The sequence below is a fragment of the Streptomyces sp. KL109B genome (assembly GCF_030766935.1).
In the GTDB taxonomy this organism is placed as follows: Bacteria; Actinomycetota; Actinomycetes; order Streptomycetales; family Streptomycetaceae; genus Streptomyces.
Map to the genome: position 1 here is coordinate 210,674 of NZ_JASERL010000002.1, position 12,923 is coordinate 223,596.

Below are 12,923 nucleotides of genomic sequence, written 5' to 3' on the forward strand. Positions count from 1 at the left end.
CGGGCCGACCTGGTACGCCGATCCTATGCGGCGGGCGGAGCCTGCGCCGCGCTCTCACGGATCGTCAACTCGGGGGCGAGGAGGACGACTTCCTCGGCCTCGCCGCGGCCCTCGATCTGCGCGACGACCTGCTCGACGGCGCGCCGCCCCATCTCCTGCGCGGGCACGGCGACCGAGGTGAGCGGCACGGACGCGTGCCGGGCGACCTGCTCGGGGCAGACCGCGACGACCGACACGTCCTCGGGGACGGCGCGGCCCGACTGACGCAGGAGGGCGAGCAGCGGGTCGGTGGCCGCCTCGTTCTGCACGACGAACGCGCTGGTTCCGGGGCGCTCGTCGAAGACGCGGGAGAGGGTCGCGGAGACGGAGGCGTAACTGCCCTCGCAGGGGCGGTGCAGGAGGCGCAGGCCGAGTTCGGCGCTGCGTTCGCGCAGGCCCGTGAGCGTGCGCTCGGCGAAGCCCGTGCGGCGTTCGTAGACGGCGGCGGCCTCCCCGATGACGGCGATCTCGCGGTGCCCGAGGCCCGCCAGGTGCTCGGCGCACAGCGCGCCCGCCGCCGCGAAGTCCAGGTCCACGCAGTGCAGTCCCGTGGTGTCCGTGGGCAGGCCGATGAGGACGGCGGGGCGGCTCGCGGTGCGGAGCAACGGCAGCCGCTCGTCGTCGAGTTCGACGTCCATCACGATCACGGCGTCGGCGAGCGCGCTGCCCTCTATGCGGCGCACCGCCTGCGCGCCCTCCTCGCCGGTGAGCAGGAGGATGTCGTAGCCGTGGGTGCGGGCGGCGGTGGCGACGGCCGTCGCGATCTCCATGATCACGGGTACGTACATGTCGGTGCGCAGCGGCACCATCAGGGCGATGATGTTGGATTTGCTGCTGGCGAGGGCGCGGGCCCCGGCGTTGGGGTGGTAGCCGAGCTTGCGGACGCTGGTCTCGACGCGCTCACGGGTGGCCGCGGAGATGGACCGCTTGCCGCTGAGGACATAGCTGACGGTGCTGGCGGAGACTCCGGCGTGTTTCGCGACCTCTGCGAGCGTGACCATGTCGTTCTCCTGAAGCCGAGTCCGAAGGGTGGGAGCGCGCCGGCGTCGGCGGAGCCCCGGTCTTCCCACTCCCGTCGTTCGGCATGCCGACCCTATGATTCGCGCGGGGTGCCTGTCCAGAAGTCAGTCGAAGCGCTTCGACAGTCCTTTACGTAGCCGTGAACGCTGTCGGCCCGGCCACCGCCACCGCGATCACCAGGCCCAGGGCCAGCACCAGGACGCCGACCGGCACCCCGCGGGACGGCGGGCCGACGGCGCCCAGGGCGTCCGGGTCGAGGCGTTCGGCGCGGGCCCACCACAGGGTCGGCGGGTTGTTGGGCAGCACGGCCCGCCAGGGCTGCTCGGGGTCGTACTCGACGACGGCGCGGTCGCGGCCGCGGCCCGACAGGCTCTGGAGGTCGAGCGGGTGGCGCACCTGGACGTGGAACGCGGGCGCGTCCTCGGGCACCACGACGAGGTCGAACAGGAACTCGCTGTGCGGCGCGCGCGGGTCGAGCGCCGGGCGGTCGCTTCCCTTGTGCACGGCCCGTACGCCACGCACAAGAGCGGGGGCGTGGGCGCGCGGCCCGCCCGGACGCAGGGGCGCGGCGCGGGCGCCGTCCGCGTCCTCCTCCACCAGCCGACCGAGGAGGACGAGCGCGAGGGCGGACAGGGTCAGCCCGAGCAGGAACAGCCACAGCGGGCCGCCGAACGCGCCGAACAGCGCCAGGCCGAAGGCGCCCCCGGTGAAGAGGGCACCCAGCAGGGCGGGCACGGACAGCAGTCGGCGCAGCGAAGTCGGCAGGCTCATCGCAGGCGTGGCCCCTTCCGGCGGGGGACGACGACGCGCAGCCGCGCGGCGTCGCCGGGGCGGGCACGGTCGTAGGCGGCGAGTACGGGACGGGTCAGGGCGATCCGGTCGACGACCGTGGGGACCTCGTGGCGGACGCCCTTGGCGTCGCGGAAGACGGCCGTGACCTCGCCGCGGCCACCGCCCACCGAGCTCCAGCCCCGCAACTCGGCCTCCGCGGTGGCGTATCGGGGCGACAGCCTGCGCAGGCCCGCGGTGCGGCGCAGACTGAACCAGCCGCCCCAGAGGGCGGCGACGAGGCCCGCGCCCGCGAGGATCCAGAGGACGGTGAGCCAGGTGGAGACGGGGAACCGGACGAACGCGGAGAACAGCACCCCCATGTCCGTGCTCCGCTCGACGCGGCCGTCCGCCAGCGCCCGATAGCAGCCCACCAGCGCGGCGACCGCCCCGAGAGCGACGCTCACCCCGGCCGTCGCGCGGCGCAGGGCCCGCCCCGACACCAGCCCGAACAGCACGCCCGCACCGAGGCCGAGGACGCCCGCGCCCGAGGCGAACTGGTCGCTGGCGCAGCCCTCGATGTCGCAGACCCAGGTGACGGTCGAGGCGTCGTACGTGCTCGTGTACCACAGCAGCCACAGCTGTACGCCGAGCAGCGCGCAGGCAAGGCCGCGCAGCGCGCGCCCGAAGTTCTTCCAGCTCACCCGGTTGTTCAGCCCCCGCGGTCGATACAGGTCGCGATGCCCCCGTCGGTTCGCGCTCCCGACCCGGACAATATCGGTGCATACGGCACCCTGTCCGTGATCCAGAACACGTGCGGCCGCGGCGCCGCCGGTCACACGTGTCATCGTGGAGCGTTGTCCCGGCCGACCTCGAGGAAGGACACGCATGACCGACGCCACCGCCACCCCCTCCCCCACCGCCCCGATACCCACCGCTGCGGGCCGGGTCCGCGGACTCGTGGAGGGCGGGCTCAGTGTCTTCCGCGGCATCCCGTACGCCCAACCCCCGGTCGGACCGCTGCACTTGGCGGCCCCGGCGCCCGCGCTGCCGTGGGACGGCGTGCGGGACGCGTTCGCGTTCGGGCCGCCGCCCCCGCAGTCCCTCGCCGGCGGTCTCGCGGCCCGCCCGGTCGCCGAGGGCGACGACTGGCTGACGGTGAACGTGTGGACGCCTGAGCCCGGCGCGACGGGCCTGCCGGTGATGGTCTACGTGTACGGAGGCGCGTACATCACCGGGTCCGCGGACGGGCCGCACTACGACGGCTCGGCGCTCGCCGCCCGGGGCGCGGTCGTCGTGACCCTCAACTACCGGGTCGGCGCCGAGGGCTTCGGCGTCTTCGACGGCGCGCCCGCCAACCGGGGGCTGCTCGACCAGGTGGCCGCGCTGCGCTGGGTGCGGGAGAACATCGCGGCGTTCGGCGGCGCCCCGGACCGGGTCACCGTGTTCGGGGAGTCGGCGGGCGCGGGCTCGGTGGCGTCGCTGCTGGCGATGCCGTCGGCGGCGGGGCTCGTGCGGCGCGCGGTCGCGCAGAGCGTGCCGGGGACGTTCTTCTCGCTCGGCCTCGCACGCGACATCGGCGCGGCGATCGCGGAGCGGCTCGGGGTGCCGGGCGCGCGGGCCGCCGAACTCGCGGCGTGCGCGCCGAAGGCGTTGCGCGATGCCACGGACGACCTCATTCGCGGCCTTGCGTCGTACGCGGACCGCTGGGGGCGCGTCGCCCACACGATGACGCCGTTCTCGCCGGTGGTCGACGGGGAGGTGCTGCCGAGCACGCCCTGGGAGGCGCTCGCGGGCGGCGCCGCGCTCGACGTCGAACTCCTGGTGGGGCACAACCGTGACGAGTACCGGCTGTTCACCGTCATGGCGGGCGCCTACGGGAAGACGACCGAGGAAGCGGCGGCCGAGGCACTGCGCCGGTTCGGTCCCGGCCCCGACGCCGAGGCCGGCTACCGGGCCGCGTACCCGTCGGCGAGCCCGACCGACCTCCATGAACTGGTGATGTCCGACTGGCTGTTCCGGATGCCGTCGCTGCGGCTCGCGGAGGCGCACGCGGCGGGCGGCGGCACCGCGTACGCGTACGAGCTGAGCTGGGGGGCGCCCGGCGCGGGCGGCTCCATGGGCGCCTGCCACGCCCTGGACGTGCCGCTCGTCCTCGGCACGCTCGACTCCGACTTCGGCGGCCTCTTCCTCGGCGGCGCCGAACTCCCGGCCGAGGCCGTGGCGCTGTCGGAGGAGATGGGCGCGGCGTGGACCGCGTTCGCGAAGGGCGCGGGCCCGGGGTGGGCGCCGTTCACCGCCGGGGAGCGCACGACGCGGGTCTTCGACGCGCCGTCGCGCACGGCGGCGTACCCGGAGGAGGCGTCCCGGCTGCTGTGGGAGGGCTTCGAGTTCGCGCCACTGGACCTGGAGCGCTCGTAGGCCCCGGGGCCCGTCGCCGGGTGCCGGAAACCTGCACACCGAATACGCAGGGCGGTCACGGTGCTTCGCGAAAAAACATTGCCTGATACAAGCACCGCGCGCCATTGATGCGCGAGTGTCCGGCTTTGCCATTGGGCGACACAGGGAGTTCACAAACCTCTCCGTGAAGAATGTGAAGGACATGCCATCCGCCTGTGAACACCCCGGCACATGGCGGTAATTGACCTCGCGGATCCCCTATGAATGGACGCCGTCCGATTAGCTGTGCGACGCGTCAACATGCTTTGATCCTCCGCATCGCACGACGTCGGCAGGGATTCGCAGCCACCGATTTCCGCGCGTCCCGCGAATTTGAAATACCCGGACATACCCATGAGAAGGGCGGCTCACCATGAGCAACCACATTGAGACCGTTGAGATCTCCGACGCCGAGCTCGACAACGTCTCCGGCGGTCTCGTCGGCGGCCTCGTCGGCCAGGTCACCGGCACGGTCGACGGCATCGCCCCGGTTTCGGGCACCGTCTCCTCCGTCACGAACACGGTCGAGGGCCTGACCGGCGTCAACGCCGGCGCCGTCACCGGCCTCGTCGGCGGTGTGACCTCCGGCCTCTGAGCCGGACCGATCCTCTCTGGATCACCGCGCCGCCTCCTGACGGGCGGCGCACCCCAAGCCTCGGGACCTTCCGGTCCCGGGGCTTTCGGGGCGTCCGGACCCGATTCACGGGCCGGGCGTTGAAGCAACGTAAGGGAAAGACCCCGTGCAGTTCCGCCAACAGGCCCTCTCCAAGCTGCAGTCGCCGGAGGAGCTCGATCTGCCGGTGCGCCTCGCGCGGCCGCAAGGACTGCTCGTGCTCGCCGTCACCGTCGTCGTGATGGTCGCCGCCTGCGTCTGGGCCGTGACCGGCACGGTGTCGTCGACGCTCAAGGCGGACGGCATCCTCACGTACGCGCAGGGCAGTTACGTCCTCCAGACCCCCGTCACCGGGCAGGTCACCGGCCTGTACGTGAAGGAGGGGCAGCGGGTGCGCGCGGGCGCGCCGATCCTCAAGGTGCAGACGGAGCGCGGCAATCGGGCGGTGCGGGCGATCGACGCGGGCCGCGTCACGGCGCTCGTCGCGCGCATCGGCTCCGTCGTCACGACCGGCTCCGACGTGGCGACCGTCGAGAAGACCGGCTCGACCCGCGATCCCTTGCTCGCGATGCTGTACGTGCCCGCCACCAGCGCGGGCAACGTGGACGCGGGCTCCGACGTCGACCTGACCGTCCCGCAGGCGCAGCAGTACGGCGTGCTGCGCGGCACCGTGCAGCAGGTGGGCCGCGCCGCCGAGACGAAGCGGCAGGTCACCGACTTCATCGGGGACAGCTCGCTGGCCGGTCAGTTCACGAAGGGCGGGGCGCGGGTCCCGGTCCTCGTGAAGCTGAAGAAGGCGGACACCAGGTCCGGGTACGCCTGGTCGACCGAAGGCGGGCCGCCCTACCCCCTCGCCTCCATGACGCTCGCCTCCGGCTCCGTGCACCTCGCCGATCAGCGCCCGATGGATTGGCTGAAGCCGTGACCCAGACCTCCCTGCCGCCCGCGGGCCACCGCCCCGACCGGCGTCGCGCCCGCCCCGCTCCCCCGCCGAAGAAGGCCGGGAAGAAGGTGCGTACGCCCACGGTGCTCCAGATGGAGGCCGTGGAGTGCGGCGCCGCGGCGCTCGCGATGATCCTCGCGCACCACGGCCGGCACGTCCCGCTGGAGGAGCTGCGCATCGCGTGCGGCGTCTCCCGCGACGGCTCGCGCGCCTCCAACATCCTGAAGGCGGCGCGCAGTTACGGCATGACCGCCAAGGGCATGCAGATGGAGCCGGCGGCCCTCGCCGAGGTGCAGGGCCCGGCGATCCTGTTCTGGGAGTTCAACCACTACGTCGTCTACGAGGGCATGACCCGCCGCTTCGGGCGGCGCGGCGTGTCCGTGAACGACCCCGACAAGGGCCGCCGCTTCGTGCCGATGGAGGACTTCGACACGAGCTTCACCGGTGTCGTGCTCGTCCTGGAGCCGGGTGACGACTTCCGTACGGGCGGCCGCAAGCCGGGCGTCATGAAGGCGCTGCCCGCACGCCTGCGCGGCACCACCGGCACGATGCTGGTGGCGCTGCTCGCGAGCCTGCTGCTCGTGGGCGTGGGCGCGGCGGTGCCCGCGCTCAGCAAGACGTACATCGACCTGTTCCTCATCGGCGACCAGACCTCGCTGCTCGGCGCGCTGTTCGCGTCGATGGGCGCGATGGTGGCGCTGACCGCCGTCCTGACGTGGCTGCAACAGGCGAATCTGCTGCGCGGCCGCATCATCTCCTCGACGCTGAGCAGCGCCCGCTTCTTCGGGCATCTGCTGCGCCTTCCCGTGACCTTCTTCGCGCAGCGCAGCCCCGCCGACCTCGTGCAGCGCCTCCAGTCCAACGACGCGGTCGCCGAGACCCTGGCCCGCGACCTGACGGCGGCGGGCGTCGACGGGATCGTGGTGCTGCTGTACGCGGCGCTCCTTTACACCTACGACCCGCAGCTGACGGGCGTCGGCGTCGGGATCGCGCTCCTGAACGTGGTGGCGATGCGGGTCGTCGTACGGCTGCGGGCGACGGGCACCCAGAAGCTGCGCGCGGACACGGCCCGCCTGACCAACACCTCGTACACCGGCCTCCAGCTCATCGAGACGATGAAGGCGACCGGCGGCGAGAACGGCTACTTCCGGCGGTGGGCGGGACAGCACGCGACGACGCTGGAGGAGCAGCAGAAGCTCGGCGTGCCGAGCGCCTGGCTCGGCATCGTGGCCCCCACCCTGGCGACGCTGAACAGCGCGCTGATCCTGTGGATCGGCGGCATGCGCGCGGTCGAGGGCCACTTGTCGGTTGGTCTCCTTGTCGCCTTCCAGGCCCTCGTGACCCGCTTCACCGCGCCGCTGACCCGCCTGAACGGCGTCGCGGGCCGCATCCAGGACTTCGCCGCCGACGTGGCGCGCCTGAAGGACGTGGAGAACTTCCCCGTCGACCAGCTGTACGCGCGCCCCGAGCAGGTGCAGAGCACGCGCCGGCTTCGCGGCCACATCGAGCTGGACGGCATCACGTTCGGCTACAGCCCGCTCGACAAGCCGCTCCTGTCGGGCTTCTCGCTGACGGTGGGGCCGGGGCAGCAGGTCGCGCTCGTGGGCGGGTCCGGCAGTGGGAAGTCGACCGTGTCGAGGCTGATCTCGGGGCTCTACGCGCCCTGGGAGGGCGTCATCCGGATCGACGACCGGCGCCTCGACGACATCCCGCGCGGCGCCCTCGCGGCGTCCGTCTCCTTCGTCGACCAGGACGTGTTCCTCTTCGAGGGCACGGTCCGCGACAACGTCGCGCTGTGGGACCCGTCGATCTCCGACGAGGCGGTCGAGGAGGCGCTGCGCGACGCGTGCCTGTACGACGTGGTGGCGCGGCGGCCCGGTGGGGTGCGCGGCAGGGTCGAGCAGGACGGCCGGAACTTCTCCGGTGGCCAGCGCCAGCGCCTGGAGATCGCGCGGGCGCTGGTGCGAAGGCCCAGCATTTTGGTCCTCGACGAGGTGACCAGCGCCCTCGACGCCGAGACCGAGCAGACGGTCATGGACAACATCCGGCGGCGCGGCTGCGCCTGCGTCGTCATCGCGCACCGCCTCAGCACCGTGCGCGACAGCGACGAGATCGTGGTCCTCGACCACGGGCAGGTCGTCGAGCGCGGCCGCCACGAGCAGTTGGTGCGGGCCGGTGGGCCGTACGCCGACCTGGTCAGGGAGCACTGAGTACTGACATGACCGACATCGCACCGGAGTTCAACTCCTCGGACCAGGTCGTCGCCGCGTTCGGCGGGCTCGGCGCGCCCGTCGACTGCACGGATCTGCGCAGCCTTCCGCTTGAGGGCCCGCACGTGCTGTGGCTCGTCGCGGGCGGCACCCTCGACCTGTTCGCGGTCGACGCGCACCAGCAGGGACACTGGCACTTCCTGGGCCGACTCGAACCGGGCACGCTGCTGCTCGGCCCGGTCGAGGGCACCCAGCACACGCTGGTGGGGCGGCCGTTGAGCGGCTGCCAGGTCCGCCGGATACCGCTGCGGGAGCTGCCGTACGCGCCGCCCGAGTACGACGGCTCGTACGGCTGGAGCCTGCTGGAGGAGGCGTTCGCGCTCGGCGTGGGCCGCGGCCAGCAGATCCTCTTCGAGGCGCCCCTTGAGAGCCGTACGGTCGAGGACTCCCTCGTCGGCGACGAGGACGTGCTGTGGCCCCAACTCGCGCCCGGCAGCGTGCAGTACGGGTCCGCCTACGCCGCCGACGCCGCCGCCGATCTGCTGGTCGACGCGGGCCTGTGGCAGCGGATGGTCAACCAGCAGTGGCGGCTCCTGTCCACGCTCGACCGCTGGATCGAGCGCCTGGAGAGCGCGCACGAGGACCGCGCCGCCGCCGGTATCCGGGCGGGCGAGGCGGTGCGCGAGCAGGCCGACCGCACGCTGCTCGCCTCCATGGGCACCCGGCGCGGCCGCCGGAACTCGGCGGACACCGGGGCCGACGCGACGTACGCCGCCTGCAAGGTGGTCGCCGACGCGGCGGGCATCCGGCTCGTCGACCCCGACCACGTGGGCGCGGTCAGCGACCGCCTCGACCCGGTCGAGCAGCTCGCCACGGCCTCCCGGCTGCGCACCCGCCCGGTACGCCTGGCCGGTGACTGGTGGCGCCGCGACGCGGGCCCGCTGGTCGGCTACCGGGCCGCGTCCGGGGCGCCGGTCGCGCTGCTGTGGCGGCGCGGCGGCTACGAAGTGGTGAGCGCGGCGGGCGACCGGCGCACCCGCGTCGACGAGGACAACGCGGGTGACTTCGAGGAACGGGCGATCATGCTGTACCGCCCGCTGCCCGAGGGCCGGCTGACGCCGCTGCGCCTGATGCGGTTCAGCCTGCAGGCGATGAAGACGGACGTGCGCAGGCTGCTCCTGGCGGGCCTGGTCACGGTCGGCCTCGGCTCGCTGGTGCCGATCGCGACGGGCCAGGTCCTCGGCACGTACGTGCCGAACGCGCAGACGGACCTCATCACGCAGGTGTCCCTCGCGGTGGTGGTCACGAGTGTGGTGACGGCGGCGTTCATGCTGCTCCAGAACCTCACGGTGCTGCGCATCGAGGGACGGGTCGAGAGCGTGCTCCAACCGGCCGTCTGGGACCGCCTGTTGCGCCTGCCGACCCGCTTCTTCGCGGCCCGTTCGACGGGTGAGCTGGCGAGCGCGGCGATGGGCATCAGCTCGATCCGGCGGCTGCTGTCCGGCGTCGGCCCGATCGTCGTCCAGTCGACGACGGTCGGCGCGATGAACCTGGTCCTGCTCCTGCTCTACAGCGTGCCGCTGGCGATGGCGGCGCTCGGCATGCTCGTCCTGGTGGCAGGCATCTTCCTCACACTCGGCCTGCTCGAACTGCGCTGGCAGCGGCGCCTGGTGAAGCTCGGCAACAAGCTCAACAACCAGGCGTTCCAGACGCTGCGCGGGCTGCCGAAGCTGCGGGTCGCGGGCGCGGAGAGCTTCGCGTACGCGGCGTGGGCGAAGGAGTTCGCCCGCACCCGGGAGCTGCAACGCAGGGCGGGCCGCATCAAGAACGCCACGACGGTCCTCAACTCGGTGTATCTGCCGCTGTGCTCGCTGGTGATGTTCATGCTGCTCGCCGGTCCCGCGCGCGGCAGCATGTCCGCGGCGTCCTTCCTCACCTTCAACACGTCGGTGACGATGCTCCTCACGGCCGTCACACAGCTGACGGGCGCACTGATCTCGGCGGCGGCGGTCCTCCCGATGTTCGAGCAGATCAAGCCGGTGCTCGACGAGAAGCCCGAGGTCCGCGAAGCGGCGACACAACCCGGCGAGCTGACCGGCGCCCTGGAGGCCCGCGGCCTCTCCTTCCGCTACACGGACGACGGCCCGCTCGTCCTCGACGACGTCAACGTGTCGATCGAGCCCGGCGAGTTCGTGGCGGTCGTCGGCGAGAGCGGCTGCGGCAAGTCCACGCTCCTGCGCCTCCTGATCGGCTTCGACACCCCGGTGTCCGGGAGTGTCCTGTACGACGGCCAGGACCTCGCGGCCCTCGACCAGGCGGCCGTCCGCCGCCAGTGCGGAGTGGTGCTCCAGAACGCCCAACCCCTCACCGGCTCCATCTACGAGTGCATCTGCGGCGCCGAGGCCTTCACGCAGGAGGAGGCGATGGCGGCGGCCGAGATGGCGGGCCTCGCCGAGGACATCAAGCGGATGCCGATGGGCCTGCACACGATGATCTCCGGCGGCGGCGCGGTCTCCGGCGGCCAGCGCCAACGCCTGATGATCGCCCAGGCGTTGATCCGCCGCCCCCGCATCCTCTTCTTCGACGAGGCGACGAGCGCGCTCGACAACGAGACCCAGCGCATCGTCATCGACAGCACGAAGGCCCTCCGGGCGTCCCGGGTCGTCATCGCGCACCGCCTGTCGACGGTGATGGACGCGGACCGGGTGATCGTGATGTCCGGCGGCCGGGTCGTCCAACAGGGCTCGCCCGCTGAGCTGTTGGCGGATACGGGTGGGCGGTTGCACGAGTTGGTGCGGCGGCAGATGGCGTGAGACGGGCGGCTCGCCGGGAGCGGGCGGGCGTTGCCGGAAGGGGGCGGACGTTAGCCGGGATCTGGCGGACGTTGCCCGGGAGCGGGCGGGCGTTGTCAGTGGTGGACGCCATACTCGCGCCATGACCTTGACGGAGCGCACCCTCAGACGGGCCTGGCACGACCTGGCCAAGGGCACCGACCTGCTCGACGACGCCATGCTGCCGCCCATCGGCACCTCGCCCGAGGAGTACGGGCGGCAGGTGCCCAGCGGCGAGGGGCTGTTCCTCGTCCTGGACACGGCCGGGACGGTGCACGGCCACATAGGCCCCTACCGTGAGGTCTTCGCCACCCGGGACCTCGACGAGGTGCTGTACTTCGCCGCCGAGGACGCGATACGCGGCATCGCCGCACACATCGCGAGCCGCTCGCCCGGTACGGGCCCGGTGGCCAATCTGGTCACGGGCCAGGCGCAGTTGATGGACCGCGTCGGCCCGGCCTGGGGGCGCCGTTTCCGCGGCGGCGGCGCGGCGGACGTCCGGCCGGAGGCACCCTGCGGGCTCGATCCGTACGAGGGGTTCGCATGGATCGCCGGCGGCTGGCGTGACCAGGACCCGTACACCCACCTCACGTTCTTCCGCGGCGAAGGCGTCACTCCCGAGGCCATCGCGCTGGCCCATGGCGCCGACCCCGCGCAGGTCGCCGCCGGGACCCGGCTTGCCGAGCTGCGCGACATGGACGGCGGCGCGAAGGATTACTGGGACCTCGTCTGGCAGACCTGCTGCTTCGGGCGGTCGGGCGACTGGGTGTTCCTGCTGCACCACGAGACACCGCCCGGCGTCGGGGACCTGCGCGCGGCCCTCGACGGGATCGGCGTGCGGGAGAGCGTGCACCTGAGCGCCGCCTCCGCGAAGGCCATCTACACCTTCGACTACCTGCGCGACGGCCGGCGCGTCGACGACGACTGGGGAATCCTCGAACTCATCTGGTACGAGCGCGGGCGGGCGCCCTACTTCCGGGGCGGCCAACTCGACTTCGTGAACCGCGCCGTGCGCCGCGCCGAACTCGACCACCCGGAGGTCACCGACAAGTTCGCGCTGTACTTCCACGCCCTGCAGACCGCCTTCGGACTCGGGCTGCCGCGCCGGGACATCGAGGAGGGGTCCGTCCACGCCGCATTGTGGGCCCGCCGCGACGGCTGACACCCTGCGCAGGGGTGCTGTTCGCTGTCGCGCCGCTGTTGATCGACTACCGAGGAGGCTCGTCGTCCGATGAACGATCAGCACAACCGGCAGCGCCCGCTGCGCGTGGGCATGCTCACCCCGTCGTCCAACACCTGCCTGGAACCCGTGACGTACGGGCTGCTCCAGGGCGCGCCGCCGGGACTCGCCACCGTGCACTTCGCGCGGGTGCCGGTCACGCGGATCGCGCTGGACTCCGGCAGTGACGCGCAGTTCGACCGGGGGCCGATGCTGGCGGCGGCGCGGCAGTTGGCCGACGCGAAGGTGGACGTGCTGGTGTGGAACGGGACGTCGGGGTCCTGGCTCGGTGTCGAACGGGACCGTGTCCTGGCGGAGGCGCTCAGCGTCGAGACCGGTGCCCCGGCGACCACGTCGACGCTCGCGCTGCTCGACGCCTGCGCCGCCTATGAGGTGACCCGGCTCGGGCTCGCGCTGCCGTACACCAGCGACGTCGCCGACGCGATCGTGGCCACGTACGCGAAGGAGGGCCTGGAGTGCGTGCTCGCGGAGCCGTTCGGGGAGCACGACAACGAGGCGTTCGCGCGGATACCGGCCGCCGACGTGGCCCGCCAGATCGAGGAGGCGGCGAGCGGCGGGGCGCAGGCCGTGGCCGTGGTGTGCACGAACGTGTACGGGGCCTTCGAGGTCGAGCGGCTCGAAGGGGCCCTGGGTATTCCGGTGTTCGACTCGGTGAGCGCGACGCTGTGGCTGGCGCTTGGGTTGGCCGGGGCGCGGGCTTCGTGGTCGGGGTACGGGCGGCTGCTGCGCGAGGGTGGGCTGCGGGGGCACGGCGGCGGTTCGGCATAGTGGGTCGCGGCACACCGCGGCCACCAGCGGCGAGCCACCCCGACGGAAAGGC

The 12,923-nt window shown here is 72.6% G+C and carries 10 protein-coding genes; 7 read left to right on the forward strand and 3 right to left on the reverse strand.

Annotated elements, in window-relative coordinates:
* Positions 1 to 23: 23 nt before the first annotated feature.
* The 3 genes from RBJ65_RS06950 to RBJ65_RS06960 all read right to left on the reverse strand — a co-directional run bounded on the left by RBJ65_RS06950 (position 24) and on the right by RBJ65_RS06960 (position 2,531).
* The gene (locus RBJ65_RS06950; protein WP_306316543.1) at positions 24 to 1,040 is read right to left on the reverse strand and encodes a LacI family DNA-binding transcriptional regulator; all 1,017 of its coding nucleotides are present in this window, start codon (positions 1,038 to 1,040) and stop codon (positions 24 to 26) included.
* Between the two features lie 148 nt (positions 1,041 to 1,188).
* Positions 1,189 to 1,830: a hypothetical protein gene (locus RBJ65_RS06955; RefSeq protein ID WP_306316542.1), complete on the reverse strand. Its 642-nt coding sequence runs from the start codon at positions 1,828 to 1,830 to the stop codon at positions 1,189 to 1,191.
* On the reverse strand, positions 1,827 to 2,531 hold the full coding sequence (locus tag RBJ65_RS06960; RefSeq protein WP_306316541.1) for a hypothetical protein: 705 nt from the start codon (positions 2,529 to 2,531) through the stop codon (positions 1,827 to 1,829). Before RBJ65_RS06960 ends, RBJ65_RS06955 begins: the two co-directional genes overlap by 4 nt.
* 184 nt (positions 2,532 to 2,715) lie before the next feature.
* On the opposite strand from RBJ65_RS06960, the gene RBJ65_RS06965 reads away from it, so the two are divergent.
* The 7 genes from RBJ65_RS06965 (at position 2,716) to RBJ65_RS06995 (ending at position 12,871) form a co-directional block, all read left to right on the forward strand.
* Entirely contained in the window at positions 2,716 to 4,248 is a 1,533-nt protein-coding gene (locus RBJ65_RS06965) for a carboxylesterase/lipase family protein (RefSeq protein WP_306316540.1), read from the forward strand.
* Between the two features lie 391 nt (positions 4,249 to 4,639).
* A complete protein-coding gene (locus tag RBJ65_RS06970; RefSeq protein WP_306316539.1) occupies positions 4,640 to 4,861 on the forward strand; it encodes a type A2 lantipeptide in 222 nt (73 codons plus the stop codon).
* A gap of 145 nt (positions 4,862 to 5,006) precedes the next feature.
* The gene (locus RBJ65_RS06975; protein WP_306316538.1) at positions 5,007 to 5,804 is read left to right on the forward strand and encodes a DUF2118 domain-containing protein; all 798 of its coding nucleotides are present in this window, start codon (positions 5,007 to 5,009) and stop codon (positions 5,802 to 5,804) included.
* Positions 5,801 to 8,032 (forward strand): NHLP family bacteriocin export ABC transporter peptidase/permease/ATPase subunit, encoded by a 2,232-nt coding sequence (locus RBJ65_RS06980; RefSeq protein ID WP_372341169.1) that lies wholly within the window; start codon positions 5,801 to 5,803, stop codon positions 8,030 to 8,032. The genes RBJ65_RS06975 and RBJ65_RS06980 overlap by 4 nt, the downstream gene beginning before the upstream one ends.
* An 8-nt stretch (positions 8,033 to 8,040) precedes the next feature.
* Positions 8,041 to 10,845, forward strand: coding sequence for an NHLP bacteriocin export ABC transporter permease/ATPase subunit (locus RBJ65_RS06985; protein ID WP_306316537.1), 2,805 nt, complete (start codon positions 8,041 to 8,043; stop codon positions 10,843 to 10,845).
* A gap of 121 nt (positions 10,846 to 10,966) precedes the next feature.
* Positions 10,967 to 12,025, forward strand: a complete 1,059-nt coding sequence (locus RBJ65_RS06990) for a hypothetical protein (RefSeq protein ID WP_306316536.1) — start codon at positions 10,967 to 10,969, stop codon at positions 12,023 to 12,025.
* A 69-nt stretch (positions 12,026 to 12,094) separates the two neighbouring features.
* Complete coding sequence (locus RBJ65_RS06995; protein ID WP_306316535.1) at positions 12,095 to 12,871, forward strand: hypothetical protein; 777 nt, start codon at positions 12,095 to 12,097, stop codon at positions 12,869 to 12,871.
* The last annotated feature ends 52 nt before the right edge of the window (positions 12,872 to 12,923 follow it).

Bases quoted from the DNA above. Each gene is read 5' to 3' on its own strand.
- RBJ65_RS06985 (WP_306316537.1), top strand. From the start codon at position 8,041: ATGACCGACATCGCACCGGAGTTCAACTCCTCGGACCAGGTCGTCGCC.
- RBJ65_RS06995 (WP_306316535.1), top strand. From the start codon at position 12,095: ATGAACGATCAGCACAACCGGCAGCGCCCGCTGCGCGTGGGCATGCTC.
- RBJ65_RS06950 (WP_306316543.1), bottom strand. From the start codon at position 1,040: ATGGTCACGCTCGCAGAGGTCGCGAAACACGCCGGAGTCTCCGCCAGC.
- RBJ65_RS06990 (WP_306316536.1), top strand. From the start codon at position 10,967: ATGACCTTGACGGAGCGCACCCTCAGACGGGCCTGGCACGACCTGGCC.
- RBJ65_RS06965 (WP_306316540.1), top strand. From the start codon at position 2,716: ATGACCGACGCCACCGCCACCCCCTCCCCCACCGCCCCGATACCCACC.
- RBJ65_RS06970 (WP_306316539.1), top strand. From the start codon at position 4,640: ATGAGCAACCACATTGAGACCGTTGAGATCTCCGACGCCGAGCTCGAC.
- RBJ65_RS06955 (WP_306316542.1), bottom strand. From the start codon at position 1,830: ATGAGCCTGCCGACTTCGCTGCGCCGACTGCTGTCCGTGCCCGCCCTG.